The following is a 21,024-nucleotide window of genomic DNA, read 5'->3' as shown; positions in this document are numbered from 1 at the left end:
TCCGGGGCGACACTGCTACTAGCATCATCGCAAAAGCGACTTCGGTAATTTCATCTCCCGCCCCCTGCATTCCCCGGAGAATCCGCCTATATCGGCGGTTCCATTTGGAAGCATTTCAATGTCCTCGCCTGCCACGCCGGTTCCGGCGCCCCTCGCGCGCCAAGCCGTGCTCCAGCCCGGCTCCGGCTTCATCGCAACGTTCCAGGCGCTCTGGCCCTATCTCTGGCCGCCGGAGCGGGCCGATCTGCGCCAGCGCGTCGTCGCTGCCTTCGTGCTGCTGGTGATCGGTCGGCTCGTGCTGATGGGCGTGCCCTTCACCTTCAAGTGGGCGACGGATGCGCTCGCCAACAACCCGACCTCGCTGTCGAACTGGCTGCCCTTCCTCGTCGGCGCACCGCTGGCGCTGACAGTGATCTACGGTTTTGCCCGCGTCGGCTCGGCCGCCTTCGTGCAGCTGCGCGACGCGATCTTCGCGCCGGTCTTCATGCATGCGGTGCGAACGCTGGCGCTGCAGACCTTCGGCCATCTCCACCATCTCTCGCTGCGCTTCCATCTCGAGCGCAAGACCGGCGGCCTGACGCGGGTGCTCGAGCGCGGCCGCAACGGCATCGAGGAGATGGTCCGCCTCGGCCTGAACCAGCTCGTGCCGGTGATCATCGAGGTCACGCTGATCATCACCGTGCTGCTCTGGCTGTTCGACTGGCGCTATGTCGTCGTGCTGGTCGTGATGGTGGTGGGCTACATGGCCTACACCATCAAGGCCACCGAATGGCGCATCGCCATCCGCGCCCAGATGAACGAGTCCGATACCGACGCCAACGCCAAGGCGATCGACTCGCTGCTAAACTACGAGACGGTGAAGTATTTCGGCGCCGAGGCGCGCGAGACGGCGCGCTACGATCTCTCCATGGCGCGCTATGAGCGCAACTCGATCAAGGCCTACACCTCGCTCGCCTGGCTGAACTTCGGCCAGGCCGCGATCTTCGCGGCGGGCCTCACCATCTCGATGGTGATGTGCGTGCGCGGCTTCCAGGCCGGCACGAACACGGTCGGCGATTTCGTGCTGATCAACGCCATGCTGATCCAGCTCTACATACCCTTGAACTTCATGGGCACCGTCTACCGCGAGATCAAGCAGGCGACGCTCGACATCGAGCAGATGTTCTCGCTGATCGGCCGCGATCCCGAGATCCAGGATCGGCCGGGGGCTCCGGCGCTGGACGTCCACGCCGGCACCGTCACCTTCGAGGATGTCCATTTCGCCTATGTGCCGGAGCGGCCGATCCTGCGCGGGGTCTCCTTTGAGGTGCCCGCCGGCAAGACCATCGCGATCGTCGGCCCCTCGGGCGCCGGCAAGTCGACGATCTCGCGCCTGCTGTTCCGCTTCTACGAGCCGCAACACGGCCGCATCCTCATCGACGGCCAGGACATCGCCGCGGTGCAGCAGGTCAGCCTGCGCTCGGCGATCGGCATGGTCCCGCAGGACACGGTGCTGTTCAACGACACCATCGAATACAATCTGCGCTATGGTCGGCCAGAGGCGACGCAGGCCGAGATCGAGGACGCGGCGCGCCTCGCCCAGATCGACCGCTTCATCAAGTCGCTGCCGGAAGGCTACCAGACCTCGGTCGGCGAGCGCGGCCTCAAGCTCTCGGGCGGCGAGAAGCAGCGCGTCGCCATCGCCCGCACCATCCTGAAGGGCCCGCCGGTGCTGGTGCTCGACGAGGCGACCTCGGCGCTCGATTCCTTCACCGAAAAGGAGATCCAGGACGCGCTCGACCGGGTGAGCGAGGGCCGCACCACGCTGGTGATCGCCCACCGGCTCTCGACCGTGGTCAACGCCGACGAGATCATCGTCCTCGACAAGGGCGTGATCGTCGAGCGCGGCCATCACCGCGACCTGCTCGCCGCCGACGGCGTCTACGCCGCGCTTTGGAACCGCCAGCGCCAGGTGGACGAGGCCAAGGCGACGCTGCAGCGCGCGACCCAGGAAGAGGGCGAGAGCGTCCGGGTCAGCCTGACGCAGTGAGGTTCTAACGCCGCGCGAAGGAAATTTGCGCGGCGTCGTTGATTCCTGCCCAGAATGACGCATATCGAATTTACGACGCTAGCATAGGCCGGGGCGCCCCGGCCGAGGTGGCCTTCGGGTCGTCGCTTGTTTCTTTCCGGCGTGCACGCCGCTACGGCGTCGCAGCTTCTTTCTCCGTCCCATTCCGCAATCCAGGCGCACGCAGCGCCCGACATACGAGGCGCGCGGCCCCAATCCCGGAGCCCGACCATGATCATCGCCGGCTACGCCCTTCTGGCGCTCGGCTACACGCTTCTGGCCATCGCCACCCTGAGCGGCATCGGCCACTGAAGAAGACCCCGCCCCGGAGCTGAGGTTCCGGGGCGGCGGCTTCCGGAAAGAGCGCTGTCGGTTGTGGACGATCGATCAAGCGACCGGCTGAAGCCGATGATATGCACGGGACTTTCGCGGGAGGAGCCGGGGCATGTCGCTTGCCGACAAGGCGCTTTGGGTGATGGAGCGCAATTCCAGCCGGGAACTGACGCTGGGCTCGATCGCGGCGGCTTGCAACGTCTCGCGCTCGCACCTCGCCAATGCCTTCGGGACGGCGAGCGGCTGGCCGGTGATGGCCTATCTGCGGGCCCGGCGATTGAGCGAGGCCGCCAAGCGCCTTGCCGCTGGCGCGCCCGACATCCTCTCGGTCGCACTTGAGTTCGGCTATGGCTCGCACGAAGCTTTCACCCGCGCTTTTCGCGACCAGTTCGGCACCACGCCGGAGGAGATTCGCAACACTGGCAGCACCGAGCGGATCGACCTCGTCGCACCGCTGCGGTTGACCAACGGACGCGCCAGGACTCCGGTCCCGACTGTTCGGGAGCTGGGTCGGCTGCGCCTCGTCGGCCTGTCAGCCCCGTGCTCCTATGAATCGGCGATCGGGATACCGGCGCAATGGCAGTCATTCATGTGCGACCACTATGCCGATATCCCCGACAAGGCTCCGGGCATACCGATCGGCGTCTGCCGCGCGCCCGATGAGGATGGCTGCTTCGAGTACATGTGCGCCACGGAGGTGAGCTCGGCCGCTCCGCCGCGAAAGCCGCTGGCCTATCTGGAGACCGAGCCCCGAACCTATGCCGTTTTCGAGCATCGCGACCACGTCTCGACGATCTTCGACACCTACACGGCGATCTGGAACGAGGCGCTGCCCGCCGCCGGGCTCAATGCGGCGAACGGCCCCGTCCTCGAATTCCACAACGACGCCTTCGATCCGGGCACCGGGCTCGGCGGCCTGCAGATCTGGATCCCCCTGGAGCGCGAGGGAGGTGGGAGATGAGTGCGCCGGAAACGGTCAAGGAGGCGGTACAAGCGAACCGCTCGGCTTCGAACAGCTCGACCCTCGCCGGCTATGAAGGCTGTGCCGACGACTACGCGGCAACGACGGCGCCCAAGCCGCAGGCTGACGACGAGCCGGCGCTTGTCGAACTGCTGAAGCTCGTCCCGCCGGGCAGCCATCTGCTCGAGATCGGCTCAGGTCCGGGCTGGGATGCCGACTGGCTCGAGAAGCGGGGGCTTGCCGTCAGGCGGACCGATGGAGCGCAGTCCTTCGTGCAGTTGCAGGCGGGGCGCGGCCGCCGAGCCGATCTCCTCGACGTTATCCGCGATCCACTCGGCGGCCCTTATGACGGCGTCGTGGCGCTGTACGTGCTCCAGCACGTCGAGCGCGAGATCCTGCCTTCGGTCCTCGCCAGGATCGCGGAGGCGATCCGCGAGGGCGGCGTCTTCCTGCTCGCGCTTCGGGAAGGGCAGGGCGAGAGCGTCGAAATCGGCACGAAGGGCAGCGCGTATTACGTCGCCCTGTGGCCGCGTTCCGAGATCATCGCGATTTTCGCAGCACTCGGGCTCGGTTTGCACTGGTCGCACTCGTTCGAGGGCCGCGACGGCCGCTGGCTGACTGCGCTGTTCCGGAAGGGCACGCTGGCATGAACCGGAAAGCCTGGCTGCTGTTCCTCGCCCTCGGCGTGATCTGGGGCGTGCCCTATCTGCTGATCCGGATCGCCGTTGCCGATTACCACCCGGTCATCGTCGCTTTCGGCCGCGCTGCCATCGGCGCGCTGGTGCTGCTGCCCTTCGCGCTGCGCGGCAAGGGCATCATGTCGGGCTTCCGCCGGCCCGGCTGGCTGATCCTCTACACGCTCGTCGAGATCAGCGGCCCGTGGTTCCTGATCGGCTTCGCCGAGACGCGGGTGACGAGCTCGCTGGCAGGCCTGATCATCGCGCTGACGCCGATTATCGCCGCGGTCCTGGGCGTCGTGCTCTCGCAGGAGCGGCTCGGGATCGGGCGGCTTGCCGGGCTCGGCCTCGGCCTGGCCGGTGTCGTCGCACTGCTCGGCTTCGACGAGCAGCCGGTCGAGCTCTGGCCGGCGCTGGCGCTGGGGCTGAGCGCGCTCGGCTATGCCATCGGCCCGATCATGGTCGTGCGTAAGCTCGCCGAGGCGGAGGCGAGCGCGGTGGTGGTCGTTTCACTGATCGTCGCTGCGATCCTCTATCTGCCTTTCGTTCCGGCTCTCTGGCCTGCCCGGATCACGCTCGATGCGAGCCTTGCGGTGGTAGCCCTCGCCGTCGTCTGCACGGCGCTGGCCTTCCAGCTGCTGTTTGCGCTCATCGCCGAGGTCGGCGCGGCCCGAGCGACCGTGATCGCCTATCTCAATCCCGCGGTGGCGGTGCTGCTCGGAGTGCTTGTGCTCGGCGAGCCACTTTCCGCCGCCTTATTGGTCGGGTTCCTGCTGATCCTCGCCGGTTCTTACTTCGCCACGGCCCGCCAACAGCGCACCAGTGCGCCTGCTGTGGCTGCGGAGCCATTCAGTTGAGAACTTTTCCATAAGCCTCTCGCCAGCACGCCCCACGATTGGCAGTATGGCTTGCAGAGCCTGGCTGTGGGCTCGCTGCGGTTGAAGCGGGGGGGCTTTGCCATGTTCGTGCTCGATCCAACCACGCTGGTGGGCTTCCATACCTGGCTCAGCCTGATCGCGATCGTCGCCGGGTTCCCGATGACGGCCGCCCTGCTGAAGGGCCATCTCAGCCCGCGCTGGAATGGCATCTATCTCTCGACTGCCTTCGCGTGCAGTGCCACCGGCTACGCCTTCCCCTTCGACAGGGTGCTGCCCTCGCATATCGTCGGCGCGGTGTCGCTTGTGCTGATCGTGCTTGCGGGGCTGGCGCTCTACGCCTTCGCCCTGCGCGATGTCTGGCGGCGGATCTACGCGATCACCGCGGTGCTCTCGTTCTATCTGCTGATCTTCGTGCTGATCGCCCAGCTCTTCCTCAAGGTGAACGTCTTGCACGATATGGCGCCGACGCAGAGCGAGCCGCCCTTCGCGATCGCCCAGGTGCTGGCGCTGATCGTCTTCCTGATCCTGACCCTGCTCGCGGCGCGCCGTTTCGGCGCGGGCGTGGCTGTGGCGAGAACGGCATAAAAAAGGGCGGCCCGGAGGCCGCCCAAGTTCTCACCATGCTGGTCTTCTGATGCCGCCTCAGTTGCGGTCGACGTCGACGATCTCGCCGCGCGCGTTGATTTCGACTCGCAACTCTTCGCCGCGCCTGTCGGAGCCGTCGATGACCCAGACATTGCCGCTCCAGCGGGCCTGGTCGATCTCGGAAACGCCGTTGCGGCGCGCGATCCTGATCGCCTCGCGTTGCGAGATCATCTCGTAGCGCGCGCTGCCATAGCTGCCCCTGTCATAGCCTTGGCGATAATCGTCCGGCTTGTACGTGCCGCCGCGATGGGGTGCATTGTCATAGCTTGTCGGCCCGCGCTCATATTTCGGAACGCTGTTCTCCGGCCTCAGGTCGACACCTTGCGCCATCGCCGCGACAGACGACAGCGCCAACGCGCCAGCCACCAATCCAGTCTTCAGAGGTTTCATACTCATCCTCCACGGGTCGATGATGTGTACTGATATAGAAACCGCTGTGCCTGTCAGACGTTCCAAGATCTTTCGTGACGTTTCTGAGGCAAATATTTAATCCGCCCGCTAAACTAGCCATGCCCGCCGATGATCGGCAGGATTTCGCCGGTGATGTAGCTCGAGCAGTGCGGTGAGGCGAGGAAGACATAGGCCGGGGCGATCTCCTCGGGCTGGGCCGGCCGCTTCATCGGCACTTTCGAACCGAATTCCGCCACGGCCTCGGCCGGCGGATCCGACGGGTTGAGCGGCGTCCATACCGGGCCGGGCGCGACGGCGTTGACCCTGATCCCGCGCGGCAGCAGATGCGCCGCCAGCGACCGGGTGAAGGCATGAATGCCACCTTTGGTCGTGGCGTAGTCGATCAGTTCCTTGCTCCCCTCCAGCCCGACGACCGAGCCGGTGTTGACGATGGCGCAGCCCTTGCCGAGATGCGGCAATGCCGCCTGCGTCAGATGGAAATAGCCGTGCAGATTCGTGCGGATCGTCGTGTCGAAATGCTCTTCGCTTAAGTCCTCGAAGCGGGGGGAGTGCACTTGGAAAGCAGCGTTGTTGACGAGGATGTCGAGCCCGCCGAGCGCCTTCACCGTCTTCGCCACGGCATCGCGGCAGAAGGCTGAATCGCGGATGTCGCCGGAGATGGCGATGCCCTTGCGGCCTTCCTTCTCGATCGCGGCGAGCGTTTCTCTCGCATCGGCGTTCTCGCCAAGATGCAGGATCGCGACATCGGCGCCCTCGCGGGCGAACAGCACCGCCACCGCCCGGCCGATGCCGGAATCGCCGCCGCTGATCAGCGCGACCTTGCCGTCGAGCTTTCCAGAGCCCTTGTAGAAGGGCGCATCGTACATCGGTGCCGGATCGAGCGCCGACTCCGAGCCGGGCTTGGCCTGGTGCTGGGGCTTGAACGGTGGCGCGGGGTAGACTCTGGCGCCGGTTTGCACCGCGCCATCCTTCTGCTTCGATGGCCGGGCGTCGGCGCGGGCGATGTCCTTCTGGATTCGTCGCTGCTGCTTGGCGGCGGTTTTCACCGATTTGGGCGCCTTGTCGTCTTTGCGCTTCGCGGCGGTCTTGGCCATCCGAGCCTCCTTGCGTGCTTTCCCTGTTGCTTTGGGCAACGTGTCGCTGCTGGCTCTGTTCCGCGCGCCGCCGCATCCAACGCCCTTGCGGCCAAGCGACTTCTGGGCAAGCTCGACAGTAACGGGAAACCGGCGGCAGGGAGGGGGCATGGCGCTCGAGGCGGATGTGGTCATCGTCGGGGCCGGCCTTGCCGGCCTCGTCGCGGCCGCCGAACTGGCCGATGCCGGCCGCAGGGTCGTCATCGTCGAGCAGGAGCCGCGGGCCTCGCTCGGCGGCCAGGCGCACTGGTCCTTCGGCGGGCTCTTCCTGATCGATTCGCCCGAGCAGCGGCGCCTGCGGATCAGGGATTCGCTCTACCTCGCCCGTCAGGACTGGTTCGGCTCGGCCGGCTTCGATCGTGACGAGGACCATTGGCCGAAGCAATGGGCCGAGGCCTATCTCGATTTCGCCGCCGGCGAGAAGCGCGGCTGGCTGCACCGGCAGGGCATGCGCTGGTTCCCGGTCGTCGGCTGGGCCGAGCGCGGCGGCTATCTCGCCACCGGCCATGGCAACTCCGTGCCGCGCTTCCACGTCACCTGGGGTACGGGCCCGGGCGTGCTCGAGCCCTTCCTGCGCCGCGTCGCGGATGCTGAGAAGAACGGGCTGATCAAGCCTTGCTTCCGCCACCGCGTCACCGGCCTGACGCACAGCGGCGGCGCCATCGACGGCGTCGAGGGCGAGGTGCTGGAGGAGAGCGCGGTCGAACGCGGGCAGGCGAGCTCCCGGACGGTGACCGGCACTTTCGCGATCAAGGCGCAGGCCGTGATCGTCGCCTCCGGCGGCATCGGCGGCAATCACGATCTCGTCCGCCGCAACTGGCCGCAGCGCCTTGGCGAGCCGCCAAAACACATGCTCTCCGGCGTGCCGGCCCATGTCGACGGCAAGATGCTCGGGATCGCTGAGGCGGCGGGCGGGCGGCTGATCAATGGCGACCGGATGTGGCACTATGTCGAGGGGATCGGCAACTGGGCGCCAATCTGGCCGGCGCATGCGATCCGTATCCTGCCCGGCCCGTCCTCGCTCTGGTTCGATGCCCGGGGCAACCGCCTGCCGGTGCCGCTTTTCCCGGGCTTCGACACGCTCGGCACGCTGGAATACCTGCGCAGGACCGGCTTCGACCATTCCTGGTTCGTCACCAGCCGCAGCATCGTCGCCAAGGAGTTCGCGCTCTCGGGCTCCGAGCAGAACCCGGACCTCACTGGCAAGAGCTGGCGCCAGGTTATCCAACGTGCGCGGGCCGGCATGCCGGCGCCGGTCCAGGCCTTCCTCGACAAGGGCGAGGACTTCATCGTCGAGGCCGACTTCTCGCGCCTGGTCTCCAGGATGAACGATCTCGGTGGCGCCGGGCTGATCGACGAGGCGCATCTGCGGGCACAGATCGAGGCGCGCGACCGCGATGCGCAGAACCCCTATGGCAAGGACCTGCAGGTCACGGCGCTGCGCGGCGCGCGCGCCTATCTCGGCGACCGCCTGATCCGCACGGCCAAACCGCATCGCATCCTCGACCCCGCCCACGGCCCGCTTGTCGCGGTCCGCCTCAACATCCTGACGCGCAAATCGCTGGGCGGGCTGATGACCGATCTCTCGGCGCGCGTGCTGGGGCAGCGTGGCGAGCCGGTGCCGGGACTCTATGCGATCGGCGAAGCCGCCGGCTTCGGCGGCGGCGGCCTGCACGGCTATCGCGCGCTGGAGGGCACCTTCCTCGGCGGCTGCATCTTCTCGGGACGAGTCGCGGGAAGGGCGGCGGCGAAGGCGGTTGGCTAGGATCGATTGTCGCGCCATCCTCGCGCCTCTTTCGCAAAAGCCCGCAAAAGCCTAAACAGCTTGCCCGCCTTGCGGTCTCAACCCCGCCGCGAAGGCCCTGCCAGATGCGCGCGCCGCGCCAACAAGAGCAACAGGACTTTACGCCCATGTCTCTCGTCGACTCCGTCCGCCGGACGATCGTGCCGATCCACAAGGAAGGCTATGTCTTCATCGCCATCGGCGTGGTGGCGACGCTCGTGCTCGGCCAGCTCTGGGGGCCCTTCGGCTGGATCGGCACGCTGATCACGCTGTGGATCTGCTATTTCTTCCGCGACCCCGTGCGCATCGTGCCGCAGCGCGAGGGGCTGGTGATTTCGCCCGCCGACGGCCGCATCAGCCAGATCGCCACCGCCGTGCCGCCGCCGGAGCTTGAGCTGCCGGCCGAGCCGATGACGCGCATTTCGGTGTTCATGAACGTCTTCGACTGCCATGTGAACCGCAGCCCGGTCGCCGGCCGCCTCACCAAGATGGCCTATACGCCAGGCCTCTTCCTCAATGCCGAGCTCGACAAGGCGAGCGAGGACAATGAGCGCAACGCGCTGGCGATCGAGACGCCGGCCGGCACCATCGCGGTCGTCCAGATCGCCGGCTTGATCGCCCGCCGCATCGTGCCCTTCGTCAAGGAGGGCGATCCGCTCGGCCAGGGCGAGCGCTTCGGCCTGATCCGCTTCGGCTCGCGCGTCGACGTCTACCTGCCGCAGGGCGTCGTCCCGCTGGTCGGCGAGGGCCAGACCGCGATCGCCGGCGAGACCGTGCTGGCGGATTTCTCGGGCAACGACATCGGCCGGGCGTTCCGGGGGATTTGAGTTTCGAGGAAGGGCGCGGGAAGCCCTCTCTCGTGTGGGAGAAGGGTAGGGATGAGGGCCTGCCCCAGCCGTAGAAATTGCGGCGGCAGCCGCCTCACCCTGACAGTCAGCGGTGGTCCCTCACCAGTACCCCTCTCCCACACGGGAGAGGGAAACCCGCGCCTGCCCATTCCCTCTCACCTTAAAACCGCGTATTCCCGCTGATATGAGCGACCTCTTTCCGCCTTTCGAACCCGAGCGCGTCGAATCGAAGCGGACCCGCTTCAAGGCGATCCCGTTCCGGCTGATCGCGCCCAATGTCGTGACGCTGATCGCCCTTTGCCTGGGCCTGACCGCAATGCGTCTCGCCGTCGACGGCAAGTTCGAATCGGCGACGATCTGCATCCTCGTCGCGGCCCTGCTCGATGGCATCGACGGGCGCCTGGCACGCCTGCTCAAGGGGACGTCGCGCTTCGGTGCCGAGCTCGATTCGCTCTCGGACTTCGTCTGCTTCGGCGTCGCCACCGGCTTCGTGCTCTGGACCTTCGTCCTGCACGATCTGCGCTCCTTCGGCTGGATCATCGTGCTGACGCTGGCCTGTGCCATGGCGCTCAGGCTGGCGCGCTTCAACGTGATGATCGACGATCCCAGCCGGCCGGAATGGCAGAAGAACTTCTTCGTCGGCATGCCGGCCCCGGCCGGCGCGATCACCGCCATGCTGCCGTTCTACCTGGAGTTCGTCGGCATGCCGGTGAGGGAGTATGGCGCTCCCTTCGTCGGCCTCTACATCCTGTTCATCGCCTTCCTGACGATCTCGCGCATCCCTTGCTATGCCGGCAAGACGCTCGGCACCCGCGTTCCGCGCGATCAGGTGCTGCCGATCTTCGTTGCCGTCGTCGTCATCGCCGGCCTGCTCTTCGCTTATCCGTTCGAGATGCTGGCGCTGGTCGTTGCGGCCTACCTCGCGCTGATCCCAGTCAGCGTGGCACGCTATCGCAAGCTGGAGCGCGAGTACGACGCCACGGCAGCGCTGCCGACGGTCGCCGAGCCGGTGCTTGAGACGGGCTCAGAACCCAAGGCTTAACGACGCTTCGACAGCCGGCTGGCATTGGCGCGGGTGCGCCGCGAGAACGGCTCCAGCGTGCTGTGGACGGCCTTGGCCGTCGCTTCGCCGAGCCCGTTCGGGGTCAGCGGGTTGAGCGCCATGCTCCACCAGAACAGGGTCGCGGCATGGCCGATGGCGAAGCTGCTCTCGGCCAGGGCCGCGGCCTTCTCGACCACGGCCTTGCTGGCCTCGCGCTGGCCCCTGGCATCGCCGAGGGCGCCCTTGGCCAGGATCGGCATCCGCATGGCGATGGTGAGCCCGGCATCGACCTGCATCGCGACCATCTGGGCAAGGACGCTTTGCGCGTCCGCCGCCAGCGCGACGGTCGAGGCAGATCCAGTTCGTGACGCCATGGCGAAAGCTCTCCGGTGACGAGAAGGGGGCCGTGTAGGCCGAGCCTTGCGGGTCGCCGCCACGCCCGCTTGTCTGATGTGGCAAGCTAAACGGGTTAGTGCAATCCGGAACCATGCATGGCGACGCTCAAATTCTGCGCATTGCACAGGAGATGCAGCCACCCCACGCGCGAGCGGCAGGACAACCGGTTGGCCGGGCTTCCGCGGAGAGGGCCTGGACATAGAGGGCTTGGGATATTCCGCAACTGGCTCTAAAGCCTTGCGGGAAATCGTCCCGGACGCGCAGCGAGCCGACACTTGAATCTCTTCAGCTCCCAGAAGCCGCCGGGCTGGCGCCCGAAGCTGGTCCTGGCCTCGGCCTCGCCGCGGCGCCTTGCCCTGCTCGAACAGGCAGGCCTCAAGCCCGACGCGCTGTTGCCCTCCGATCTCGACGAGAGCCCGCTCAAGGGCGAGCGCCCGCGCGATCTCGCCCGCCGGCTCGCCCGCGCCAAGGCCGAGGCCGGGCTTGCCGGGCTGAAAGGGCGGCCCGATCTCGAAAGTGCCTACATCCTCGCCGCCGACACCGTGGTCGCTGTCGGCCGGCGTATCCTGCCCAAGGCCGAGATCGTCGACGAGGCCGCCGCGTGCCTGCGCCTGCTCTCCGGTCGGGCGCACCGGGTCTATACCGGTGTCGCGCTGGCGACGCCGGCGGGCACGATCCGCGAGCGCATTGTCGAGACGCGGCTGCGCTTCAAGCGACTCTCGAACGAGGATATCGAGAACTACCTCGCCTCGGGCGAATGGCGCGGCAAGGCCGGCGCCTATGCCATCCAGGGCATCGCCGGCTCCTTCGTCGTCAAGCTCGTCGGCTCCTATACCGGCGTCGTCGGCCTGCCGCTCTACGAAACGGTCAACCTGCTCGGCGGCGAGGGCTTCCCGATCCGGCTCGGCTGGCTGAATGTCGGCTGAGCGGGCGTAGGCCAGACGATCATGGCTCTGGTCTGGCTCTCGCCGCTTATCCTCTTCCTCGGATTGATCCTGTCCGGGCGTTCGGCGCTGACCGCCGGGCTGGCCGGCACGCTCTGCGCCGCGCTCGTCGCCTACATCGCTGGCCCCAGCCAGCCCGACGCCGCTTCGATCATCGGGCATTTCGCCGCCGGAGCCTGGATCGGCCTGCCGGCGACACTGGTCATCATCGCGGGGCTCGCCTTTTCCCTCAGCCTGGAGAAGGCAAGCGATAACGCCGACCCGGCCCTGCCCGAACATGGCGCGCTGGCCGAGGCCTGCCTGCTGCGCGGGCCGTTCCTGGAGACCGCGACCGGCTTCGGCGTCGGCTATGTCGTCGCCGTTTCCGGCGCCCGGCGCCTCGGCGTCGACAAGGCGCCGGCACTGGCGCTCGCCACCTTCAGCCAGATCCTGGTGCCCTGGGGTGCGCTCGGCATCGGCACCAGGATCAGCGCCGATATCGCCGGAGTCCCGCTCGCGGCATTGATCTGGCGGATCGCGCTGGCGACGGCGCTGCTCGGGGCGGTGCTGCTGCCGCTGTTCTGGCGCCTGTCGCGGCAGGCCAGGCTGCCGCCCGCGCTCTCCGACCGCCTCGAATGGGCCGGCCTGATCGCGTTGCTGATGGCCCTGCTCGTCACCGCGAATCTCACTTTGCCGCTGGAACTCGCTGCCATCGCGGCGCTGGCGCCGGTGATGCTGCTGCGTGTCCTGCGCGTGAAGGGCTGGGCGGGGCTCGATCGGGCACTGCTGGCGCGCTTGTCGCCCTATATCGCCCTTGTCGTCGCGCTGGCGCTGATGCGGCTGGTGCCGGCGGTCCATGACCGGCTCGAGCATCCGTCCTTCAAGCCGTTCGCCGACGCCTCGACCTTCGCGCCGCTGCTCTCGCCGGCGCTGCCGCTGCTCGTCATCGCGCTCGTGGTCGCCCTGCGCCGGGGCGGGGCGAAGCAGGCGACCACCCTGATGAAGCTGACGCTGCGGCGTTCGGGGCGGGCGGCGCTGCTGACCTTCCTGCTCGTCGGCATGGCCTGGATCATGGTCGGCTCCGGCCTTGCCGGCGGCATCGGGCTCGCCGTCAGCAGCGTGCTCGGTTCCTGGTCGGCCGGCATCGTGCCGGTCGCGGGGGCGCTCGGCGGCTATCTCACCGGCTCGAACACCGGCGCCGGCGCGGTCTCGATGCCGCTCGCGACCGCGCTCGTCCCGGCCGGTGAAGCGAGGCTGGCCGTGATCGCCGCCGCGGTCGTCGCCGGCAGCCTGCTCACGGCAGTCAGCCCGGTCCGCGTCACCATGGGCCAGGTCCTGATCAAGGCGACGACGCCTGAGACCGGGCAGGCAATGCGCGCGCTCTGGCCCTGGTTCGTGCTGGTCGTCGGCCTCACCACCGCCATCGCGCTCGCGGCCGCGCAACTCGCCTGAGCGCTGTCCACGTGCATGCCGGCTTGCATGCCATGCGCTTGCTCCGGCCGCGGCGAGTGCCGATGGTGGCGCCAACGGCAAGCAAGCGTGCAGGGCAGGGAACATCGCTATGACGAAACGTCTCGAAGGCAAGGTCGCGATCGTCGCCGGCGCGGGCTCGATCGGCCCGGGCTGGGGCAATGGCAAGGCGACGGCGACGGTGTTCGCCCGCGAGGGCGCCAGGGTCGTCTGCGCCGACCGCAACCTCGAGGCTGCGCAGGAGACCGCCAACATCATCGCCAGCGAAGGCGGCGAGGCCTTCGCGATCCGCACCGATGTCACCAGCGAGGACGATCTGCGTGCGCTGGTCGAGGCGACTTTGGGCCGTTACGGCCGCATCGACGTGCTCGACAACAATGTCGGCATCGCCGAGGTCGGCAGCGTCGTCGACCTGCCGCTGGAGACGTGGGAGCGCGTCTTCAAGGTCAACCTGACCGGCTGCTTTCTGGCGATGAAGCATGTGATCCCGGTGATGCAGCGCCAGTTCGCCGAGGGCGGGCAGGGCGGCTCGATCATCAACATCTCCTCGATCGCCTCGATCCGCCACACCGGCGTGCCCTATGCCAGCTATGGCGCCAGCAAGGCGGCGATGAACCAGCTCACCCGCACCACGGCGGCCCAGTACGCTCCGCAGAAGATCCGCGTGAACGCCGTGCTGCCCGGGCTGATGAAGACGCCGATGGTCGAGCATTCGGCCGGGCTCGCCCAGACCTATGGCAAGGGCGACGTCGCAGCGATGTGGGCCAAGCGAGACTCGCAGGTTCCGATGGGCCATATGGGCGAGGCCTGGGACGTCGCCTGGGCGGCGCTCTTCCTCGCCAGCGACGAAGCGCGCTATGTCACCGGCATCGAGCTTCCAGTCGATGGCGGAGTGACCCTGCAATATGGCGCCTGAACAACCGGAAAATCCCGCCCCGCCCGCGCGGCCTTGCCCGATCTGCGGCAAGCCGGCCGTGCAGCGCTTCAAGCCGTTCTGCTCGTCCCGCTGCGCCGATATCGACCTCGGCCGCTGGCTCAAGGGCAACTACGTGATCCCAGGCGAGCCGCTGGAGGAGACCGAGGAAGCGCCGACGCGGCAGGGCGAGGACAACTAGAGCATCTTCGAGCGAAGTCGACACCGGTTCGCGGGAAGAAAATGCGACAAAGCAAAGATGTCTAATGGAAAGGCCCGGCGTTTCCCTGTCGGGAGGACGCCGGGCCATTCGCTGACCGGCCGCGCGACGGGTCAGGACTTTTCGGTGGGCTCATCGCCCTGAATTCCGCCTCCCGCGCGATCGAACTGCCGGTACATCCGCGGCGTGCTCAAGATCGGCGGTAGGCACGGCGCCATCGCTGGCGCCGCCGCATCAACCCGACTACCGCGCTTTGGTTCCAGGGCTTGTCAGCATCTGCGTTGCCGCGTTCGCGGCCAGCCTGGCGCGAGGCCGCGTTCAGGCCGGGCGCAGTATAAAGAGGCCGTCTCAGCCCCGATTTTCGATCCCCTTGCCGGACGGGTCGAAATTTTCCCACCGGCAGGATCGTTTGTCGGCTGGACAGCCCATGCCCATGCCTCTATATCGCCTCCACCAACCGAAGCGCGGCGCGCTTCGCGGGACGCCCAGGTAGCTCAGTTGGTAGAGCATGCGACTGAAAATCGCAGTGTCGCTGGTTCGATTCCAGCCCTGGGCACCATTTTCTTACATTCGCAAACGTTTGCGACGTTTGATAACCGGCAACTGCGGTCGGGTTTTTGTGTTTCGCGTTCGCTGACGTTCGCGAGCGACCGTTGGCAGTCGCAAAAATTGTTGCTCCTCCTGTTGACTCGTGAGCAAGGCCTACAGATGGCCCTGACCGCCATCGCCATCAGAAACGCCAAGCCCTTCGACAAGACGTGAAGCTATTGGGCGGTGAGGGTTGGAACTCGGGATAACGCGAACGGATCGAAGCTCTGGCACGCGAACGGTGCGCCACATCTCATTGAAAGCGAATCTGCACCGGTTGTTGCCGCCCCGAATTTTTCTTCGGTATCGGATCTGCCATCGAAGCAAAGTCGGCAACAAACTTTCGACGGTCGCTCTGGCTCGCCCAGTTGACGAGCTCTGCGCCTTGATGGCTCGCCGCCTCCAGACACGGTATCGCGATGCGTTCCACGCTTGGCGACGCGACATATACCAGTCGCGTCGAGATGTTACTTCCGAACTTCATCCGTGCGCGCTCAAGCACGAGTGCGGAAATGCCGATATCGCTCAGTGCCTTCCGGGGTGTTTCAGCTTCAGCTGAGGCATCAACCGTTTCGACGACATGGAATTTGCCGTTTTTCAGCACGAGATCAGCGACGAGCCCCTCCTCCATTTCGACCCCTGGGACAATTCTATGCGAACCGAGGCCTTCGCCGCGTTGAGCTAGAATGCGTTCCTGCCTGAAGACCTTCTTCATCTGCGTCAGCAAACGAGTCCGCTTCTCTCGTACACGAGTTGGGGCTTTTTCGGGCTCAACCATCGCGGTCATGATGCTCTCGATGCGCCGCTCGTAGGCCTCCATTGTCTCAGCCATGAACGCTCCCGACGTCGAAAGCATCAAAGGGCCGATGCGGTTGAGGTGTTCCAGGCGTTCGTTGGGCGATTTCAGCCCCGCAAGCTGCAGTTGGGCGTCGACCTCTCGCATCGACAGCACCAAATCGCGCAGTGCTCCAGCGTCGATGGCATTGGAGATCGCGCGCACCTTGTCCATCTTGCGGGATACGCGCACGTCGAGGCCATCGTCAGTGACAATGGCAATGCCGACATTCACGCGTTCGTCGCGCGTGTCGTTGGGGGCAAGGCGGATAACCGCGAAATTATAGGAGCGAGCCATCGCTCAACCCTCTTCGGAGCTCATTCACTCGAGTGGTCCTCATGCCGCCAGACCAAAAACTCTGAAACTGACTACGACGGTCGGGGTCCAACCAATTTGCGGGCATCCGGTTAAAGATGCCCTCAATCGTGTCGTCAGACAACGCCTCAAGACGATCGAGCGTGGTTCGGGCAACTGTCCCGTCAAAACCATGGATGTGCTGCAAAACTCGACCCCAAATGCGAGTGTTGCAACCTATGGGCGGGAAGCCCGACCACGGCCACGACCAGAACAGGCAACGACTGAAATCGAACGCATAAAGGCGCTGAGTGCCGTTGTCGTCGTAGCTAAGATAGTTTCCGAGGTGGCGGTCATCATTGAACAGAAAAAGGTCAAAAATGTAGATCGCCGAAAGTACGCGCTGGAGACCCACCGTTGGCGGTGCCCCGATATTTGGAGCTGGATTCCGTAGCAGGTAGCCTTGCGTTAGTACGTCAGCAGCAACGCCTCCGACCCGCCGAGATCCAAATACGACCTCCCCGGTCGAGAGTTCGACGAGAGCCGGCGACGGAGCGCTGATCCCGACCGCTTCGGCGAGATTGGTGCATATCCATTCGGAGGCTTTGACCGGTGCCCCATGAGCATCACCCTTGATGTAGTATCGGTGCCCATCGTCGGCCTCGACCTCGCCAAGAGCATCAGCGGTCGGCTTGCTCTTTGGGAACTCGACCACTGCTCTCAGCGGAAACAACACGTACTGCACCCGGCCAAATCCGATTGCCACACCTCCCCACGCTGGGACGCGTCGGCCGTAGCGTCAACCACTTCCGGTTGCGAATCACAGGCATCTTTTCTCCCGTGGGAGACTCTGCTCAGGTAAGCCCGTGTCGGCATTTACTAAATGATCAGCTGAGGGGCGATGATTGCAGCCCGCGCTTCTCCGCCGCTGTACAACAGTGCCCGCATCAACCCTCACCGCCCACTCGCCGGCCTGGCCGCCCCCGCGGGATCGGCTGCGAGCGGCGCGGTGTGGTGGCCGGGCAGCACAACCGTGTTGCCGGCAGCGTAGAGGAGGCAGGAGCCGGTCGCTCCGTCGCGGGCCGGATCGTCGTTGCAGACCTTCAGGGCCTCGGTCTCGGCCGCGAAGGCGCTGGCCGCCCCGGTCCTGACGAAGATGCGGCCGAGCGGGTGGATCGCCATCGCCTTCGGTTCGCGCGCCCGGCCATAGCCGGCGATGTCGGCTTCCTTGCGCCGTTCCGCCGTGATCGCCGGCACCTTGTCGGGGCGATAGGGGCCCTCGTGGCGCAGCCGCTCCATGTCCCGGCGCGGCCACTCCCCGCCCTGTTGCGGCGTGCGGAACGCCTCGTTCACGGCGAAGAGGACGCAGGGCTCTTCGTTGCGAAGCTGGCAGCGTTCCAGGGCCAGTTCCTCGGCCGCAGCGGCTGAGGGGCTCTCGGCGACGCGAAAGCTCCGCTGCTGCTTCGGCGAGATGGCGATGGCGCGGTGCTGCTTGCTCTCCTGGTAGGCCTGCAAGGCGCGCACCTGCGCTTCGAGGCGCCCGCGGGGAACCGTGCGGTCGAGGCTCAGGACGCTGAGCAGGAGCGCCTCGCGCCCCTCGGGCGTTGCCGGATCGAGCGCTGTCGCGCTGCTTGCGTCGGGGCGGCGCAGGTCGGGCGAGCGATTGCGCTCCATCTCCTCCAGCCGGTTGCGCGCCAGCGAAGCGAAGACGCCGCCCGGGAAGCGCGCCAGATAGGCGCGCAGATCGGCCGGGTTGCGGCTGCTGCGCACGCTTTCCCAGAACACCGTCTCGGCGCCGGGCACTGCTGTGCCTGGGGCCTGAGCGGCAGCGGAACGGGCTGCCGCCGGAGCCGGCGCAGAGGCGGCTGCGGCGCGGAAATAGAAGCTGCCCTCCAGCGCCGAGTTCTCCCACGGTACCTGGCGCCCCTGCGTCGCCTCGCGGACCTCGCGCCTGACCTCGGCCATGAGCTGGCGAATCTCCAGCCCCGGCGTCTCGATGCGCTTCAGCAGGGCGGTGGTGAAGGGGCTGTTCCGGCCGCGACCGTCATCGGCCACCGTGCCGGGCGCGGTGGCGAAAGCGAGCAGCGTCCCGACCGTTGCGCTCGCCTGGCCGAGCCCGGATGCAGCCGGCGCGCCGCGTCCCGAGGCCTGCAGGCGCTTGCGGAAGGGATTGTCGCGGCAGGCATCGAGAACGAGGATCGAAAGCCGCGCCGCGCCGTCGAGCTGTTCGAGCACGCTGTCGACATCGAGCGCCTCGAAACGCAAATCGCGGTCGCTGCGGATCTCCGCCGGCGCGGGCAGGAGCCAGTTGCGCCCGGACGCCTCGAGCCCGTGGCCGGCGAAGAAGAAGAACGCCGCATCGGCGCCGCGGGCGCGCTGGCCGAGGCGCCTGACCCCTGCTTCCAGTGCTAGCCGATCAGGGTCGACCAGCGTTTCCGTCTCGAAGCCGAGGCGGTCGAGCACCGCGCCGAGGTCCCGCGCATCGTTCGGCGGGTTGGGGAGCGGGGGCACGTTGCGATAGGCGCCGACGCCGACGATCAGAGCAACGCGGCGCTCTTGCTGCGCGACGGCGGCGGAGGCCGTGAGAAGCAATCCGAAGACGCACAGAGACAGCCGGTGAGCGGCCTCCCGGCGGCGCCACAGTCCCGTCAGCCCATTGCCGAACCGCATGGCGCGACCCCAGCTCGCAACCTTTCCGCCAGAGTCGCATTTCGGCAGGCGGGCCGCAACACGCGATGTCCCGGGCCTCCTAGAGCAACTCCAGCTGAAGTGTGGAGCGGTCTTGCGTTCAGAATTGCGAGGAAGCGAAGCGGTAGAGCATTCGCGAGCGGGGTGGTCACCGGATCGCGCGAAGAAAATGCGATGAAACAAAGGCTTGGAACAAGTCCGTGACTCGAAGACCTGCGGAGTTGCTCCAGGCTGTCAGGAGAGGCGCCTGTCCTGCAGCTCGGCGATACGCTCGATCATGTCGCGGTGCTCGGCCAGCAGCTCCTGCAGCGGGCCGATCGGCCGGAACGCCCGCTGGTCCTGCTCTTCCTCGCCTTGCTTGGCCCAGGCGGCGATCGCCTCGTCGGCGGCGGCGAGGTGGTCGACCGACAAAACGAGCGGTATGGCGCCTGCCTCCTCGGCGAGGCGTCTCGCGATCTGATGGCGCAGCTCCTCCTCGCGTTGGAGCATCGGCTCGAGCGGGTCGGTATAGGGCATCTATCGAACCTTGCTTGGATGCGGTGGTCTTGGCGGCAGGAGCTACGCGTGGCAACAGCTTGCTCTCTCGCGCGTTCAGGCCGCACGGGCAATCGTCACGCGGAGGGGAACCATGAGCCTCGATGAGCTGAGTTTCGACATCTGGGCCGAGGTCGACCTCCTGCTGCGCCTGCTAGCCGGGATGGCGGCCGGGATCGTCGTCGGCTGGGAGCGGACCGGCAGGCAGGGCGCCGCCGGCATTCGCACCTTCGGGCTCGTCGGCCTCGGCACGGCTGCTGCCGCGACCATTTTCAGCGAACCGCAGCAGATCGACGCCGCCAGCCGCGTGGTGCAGGGGATCCTCACCGGCATCGGCTTCCTCGGCGCCGGCGTGATCGTACTGCGCAAGGGCCACTCCGCGCCGCAGGGCCTGACGACGGCGGCGGCGATCTGGGTTACCGCGGCGCTCGGCTGCGCTGCCGGGCTCGGCGATCATGCCATCGTGCTGTCGGCGACCGTGCTCGCGCTGGGGCTGCTGATCGTGGATCATTCGATCGAGCGCCGGGCCGGCCGGCCAGATCGCGTGCAGGGCAGTGGCGACGGAGTTGCGTGATCGGGCTGAAACCGCCCAGCCGACCGCTTTGGCTTGCTGTCAAATTGGAGAATTTTTTAAGTAAAATCAATATTTTAAGGAAAAATACTCACTTCGCGCGCAATGGCGCGCGTCGCGGATGCTGTCGACGGGGCGCCTTCAGCCTTGCTTCGGTCGTCCGAATCTCCCGTCATTTCTGATCACAGAATCGCCTTCTTTCTTAAGCAAAGGCGCCCATCCTTCCGACTGCCGATCCCGCGCTCTCCCCTTAGCAAGGCGGACCATGATGTGGTTTCGACCATGACGATGCCTGCCTTCATCACGGCATGGGCGGGCGTTGTCGCTCTGCTCGCCGGAAGCGTGCCGAGCGCTGCCAGGGCCGATCAGCTCGCGGCGCGGACCCGCGGGCCGGCGTCGCCGCCGCCGGCATTCCTCGATTTCTGCGCCAGGAACCCGGTGGAATGCCGCCGATCCGGCGTTCTGACGCGGCAGGTTGTGCTGACGCCGGAGCGCCAGCGCGACCTGCAGGAGGTCAATGCGCGGGTGAACGCCGCGATATGGGAAATCTCCGACCGGGAGCATCATGGCCGTGAGGATGTCTGGAGCATCCCGGCCGACGGGCAGGGCGATTGCGAGGATTTCGCGCTGTTGAAGCGCAAGCACCTGATCGAGCGAGGCTGGCCGTCATCGGCCCTGCTGATCGCGGTCGTCGGCACGCCCGCTGGCGAGGGACACGCGGTGCTGATGGCGATAACCTCCGAGGGGGATCTCGTTCTCGACAACAAGACCTCCCGCCTGCTGCCCTGGACGCAAACCGGATATCTGTTCTTCACCCGCATGTCGCAGTCCAAT

General features: G+C 66.7%; 22 protein-coding genes and 1 tRNA gene. 16 read left to right on the top strand and 7 right to left on the bottom strand.

Annotation, left to right across the window (positions count from 1 at the left end; genetic code table 11):
• Window positions 1-118: 118 nt before the first annotated feature.
• The 6 genes from CXY91_RS27740 (at window position 119) to CXY91_RS27720 (ending at window position 5,481) form a co-directional block, all read left to right on the top strand.
• Window positions 119-2,029 (top strand): ABCB family ABC transporter ATP-binding protein/permease, encoded by a 1,911-nt coding sequence (locus tag CXY91_RS27740; protein ID WP_100965205.1) that lies wholly within the window; start codon window positions 119-121, stop codon window positions 2,027-2,029.
• Between the two features lie 126 nt (window positions 2,030-2,155).
• Window positions 2,156-2,359 carry a hypothetical protein gene (locus tag CXY91_RS30420; RefSeq protein WP_158673615.1) on the top strand — a complete coding sequence of 68 codons (204 nt, stop codon included), beginning with the start codon at window positions 2,156-2,158 and terminating at the stop codon, window positions 2,357-2,359.
• A 133-nt stretch (window positions 2,360-2,492) separates the two neighbouring features.
• Entirely contained in the window at window positions 2,493-3,341 is an 849-nt protein-coding gene (locus CXY91_RS27735; protein WP_100965203.1) for an AraC family transcriptional regulator, read from the top strand.
• Complete coding sequence (locus CXY91_RS27730; protein WP_100965201.1) at window positions 3,338-3,991, top strand: class I SAM-dependent methyltransferase; 654 nt, start codon at window positions 3,338-3,340, stop codon at window positions 3,989-3,991. Before CXY91_RS27735 ends, CXY91_RS27730 begins: the two co-directional genes overlap by 4 nt.
• Window positions 3,988-4,875: a DMT family transporter gene (locus CXY91_RS27725; protein ID WP_100965199.1), complete on the top strand. Its 888-nt coding sequence runs from the start codon at window positions 3,988-3,990 to the stop codon at window positions 4,873-4,875. Before CXY91_RS27730 ends, CXY91_RS27725 begins: the two co-directional genes overlap by 4 nt.
• Before the next feature lie 102 nt (window positions 4,876-4,977).
• On the top strand, window positions 4,978-5,481 hold the full coding sequence (locus tag CXY91_RS27720; protein ID WP_199777584.1) for a hypothetical protein: 504 nt from the start codon (window positions 4,978-4,980) through the stop codon (window positions 5,479-5,481).
• 57 nt (window positions 5,482-5,538) lie between these two features.
• Here the strand turns inward: CXY91_RS27720 and CXY91_RS27715 are convergent, their stop codons facing one another.
• Together CXY91_RS27715 and CXY91_RS27710 are read right to left on the bottom strand one after the other, a co-directional pair.
• Window positions 5,539-5,931 (bottom strand): hypothetical protein, encoded by a 393-nt coding sequence (locus CXY91_RS27715; protein ID WP_143079656.1) that lies wholly within the window; start codon window positions 5,929-5,931, stop codon window positions 5,539-5,541.
• Window positions 5,932-6,044: 113 nt separating this feature from the next.
• Window positions 6,045-7,046, bottom strand: a complete 1,002-nt coding sequence (locus CXY91_RS27710; protein ID WP_100965197.1) for an SDR family oxidoreductase — start codon at window positions 7,044-7,046, stop codon at window positions 6,045-6,047.
• Between the two features lie 148 nt (window positions 7,047-7,194).
• Here CXY91_RS27710 and CXY91_RS27705 point away from each other — a divergent pair, with 148 nt between their 5' ends.
• From CXY91_RS27705 to CXY91_RS27695, 3 genes are all read left to right on the top strand, one after another.
• The gene (locus tag CXY91_RS27705; RefSeq protein ID WP_100965195.1) at window positions 7,195-8,850 is read left to right on the top strand and encodes an FAD-binding dehydrogenase; all 1,656 of its coding nucleotides are present in this window, start codon (window positions 7,195-7,197) and stop codon (window positions 8,848-8,850) included.
• A 104-nt stretch (window positions 8,851-8,954) separates the two neighbouring features.
• A complete protein-coding gene (locus tag CXY91_RS27700) occupies window positions 8,955-9,695 on the top strand; it encodes a phosphatidylserine decarboxylase (RefSeq protein WP_091830678.1) in 741 nt (246 codons plus the stop codon).
• Between the two features lie 205 nt (window positions 9,696-9,900).
• A complete protein-coding gene (locus CXY91_RS27695; protein ID WP_100965193.1) occupies window positions 9,901-10,758 on the top strand; it encodes a CDP-alcohol phosphatidyltransferase family protein in 858 nt (285 codons plus the stop codon).
• Here the strand turns inward: CXY91_RS27695 and CXY91_RS27690 are convergent.
• A complete protein-coding gene (locus CXY91_RS27690) occupies window positions 10,755-11,132 on the bottom strand; it encodes a hypothetical protein (RefSeq protein ID WP_143079655.1) in 378 nt (125 codons plus the stop codon). The genes CXY91_RS27695 and CXY91_RS27690 overlap by 4 nt on opposite strands.
• Before the next feature lie 297 nt (window positions 11,133-11,429).
• Here CXY91_RS27690 and CXY91_RS27685 point away from each other — a divergent pair, with 297 nt between their 5' ends.
• The 5 genes from CXY91_RS27685 (at window position 11,430) to CXY91_RS27665 (ending at window position 15,239) form a co-directional block, all read left to right on the top strand.
• Entirely contained in the window at window positions 11,430-12,080 is a 651-nt protein-coding gene (locus tag CXY91_RS27685) for a Maf-like protein (protein ID WP_091830671.1), read from the top strand.
• Window positions 12,081-12,101: 21 nt separating this feature from the next.
• Window positions 12,102-13,529 carry an L-lactate permease gene (locus CXY91_RS27680; protein WP_100965191.1) on the top strand — a complete coding sequence of 476 codons (1,428 nt, stop codon included), beginning with the start codon at window positions 12,102-12,104 and terminating at the stop codon, window positions 13,527-13,529.
• A gap of 109 nt (window positions 13,530-13,638) precedes the next feature.
• A complete protein-coding gene (locus CXY91_RS27675) occupies window positions 13,639-14,463 on the top strand; it encodes an SDR family NAD(P)-dependent oxidoreductase (protein ID WP_091830667.1) in 825 nt (274 codons plus the stop codon).
• Window positions 14,453-14,662 carry a DNA gyrase inhibitor YacG gene (gene yacG / locus CXY91_RS27670; RefSeq protein WP_100965189.1) on the top strand — a complete coding sequence of 70 codons (210 nt, stop codon included), beginning with the start codon at window positions 14,453-14,455 and terminating at the stop codon, window positions 14,660-14,662. The genes CXY91_RS27675 and yacG overlap by 11 nt, the downstream gene beginning before the upstream one ends.
• Window positions 14,663-15,163: 501 nt before the next feature.
• A tRNA-Phe gene (locus CXY91_RS27665) sits at window positions 15,164-15,239 on the top strand.
• Between the two features lie 282 nt (window positions 15,240-15,521).
• Here the strand turns inward: CXY91_RS27665 and CXY91_RS27660 are convergent.
• The 4 genes from CXY91_RS27660 to CXY91_RS27650 all read right to left on the bottom strand — a co-directional run bounded on the left by CXY91_RS27660 (window position 15,522) and on the right by CXY91_RS27650 (window position 19,601).
• Entirely contained in the window at window positions 15,522-16,400 is an 879-nt protein-coding gene (locus CXY91_RS27660; protein WP_100965187.1) for a DUF3037 domain-containing protein, read from the bottom strand.
• Window positions 16,384-17,142, bottom strand: coding sequence for a HipA family kinase (locus CXY91_RS30415; protein ID WP_158673614.1), 759 nt, complete (start codon window positions 17,140-17,142; stop codon window positions 16,384-16,386). Before CXY91_RS30415 ends, CXY91_RS27660 begins: the two co-directional genes overlap by 17 nt.
• Window positions 17,143-17,351: 209 nt before the next feature.
• The gene (locus CXY91_RS27655) at window positions 17,352-19,067 is read right to left on the bottom strand and encodes a caspase family protein (protein ID WP_100965185.1); all 1,716 of its coding nucleotides are present in this window, start codon (window positions 19,065-19,067) and stop codon (window positions 17,352-17,354) included.
• A 252-nt stretch (window positions 19,068-19,319) separates the two neighbouring features.
• Entirely contained in the window at window positions 19,320-19,601 is a 282-nt protein-coding gene (locus CXY91_RS27650; RefSeq protein ID WP_100965183.1) for a hypothetical protein, read from the bottom strand.
• Window positions 19,602-19,713: 112 nt separating this feature from the next.
• Here CXY91_RS27650 and CXY91_RS27645 point away from each other — a divergent pair, with 112 nt between their 5' ends.
• Window positions 19,714-20,193 (top strand): MgtC/SapB family protein, encoded by a 480-nt coding sequence (locus CXY91_RS27645; RefSeq protein ID WP_100965181.1) that lies wholly within the window; start codon window positions 19,714-19,716, stop codon window positions 20,191-20,193.
• 102 nt (window positions 20,194-20,295) lie between these two features.
• Window positions 20,296-21,024: transglutaminase-like cysteine peptidase (locus tag CXY91_RS27640; protein ID WP_248307664.1), on the top strand; the 729-nt coding region annotated here is incomplete at its 3' end.

This window comes from Allobosea sp. FBZP-16 (assembly GCF_002831785.1).
GTDB lineage: Bacteria > Pseudomonadota > Alphaproteobacteria > Rhizobiales > Beijerinckiaceae > Allobosea > Allobosea lupini.
Note: the sequence above shows the minus strand (reverse complement) of the source record. Positions and strands in the feature narration are given on the sequence as shown.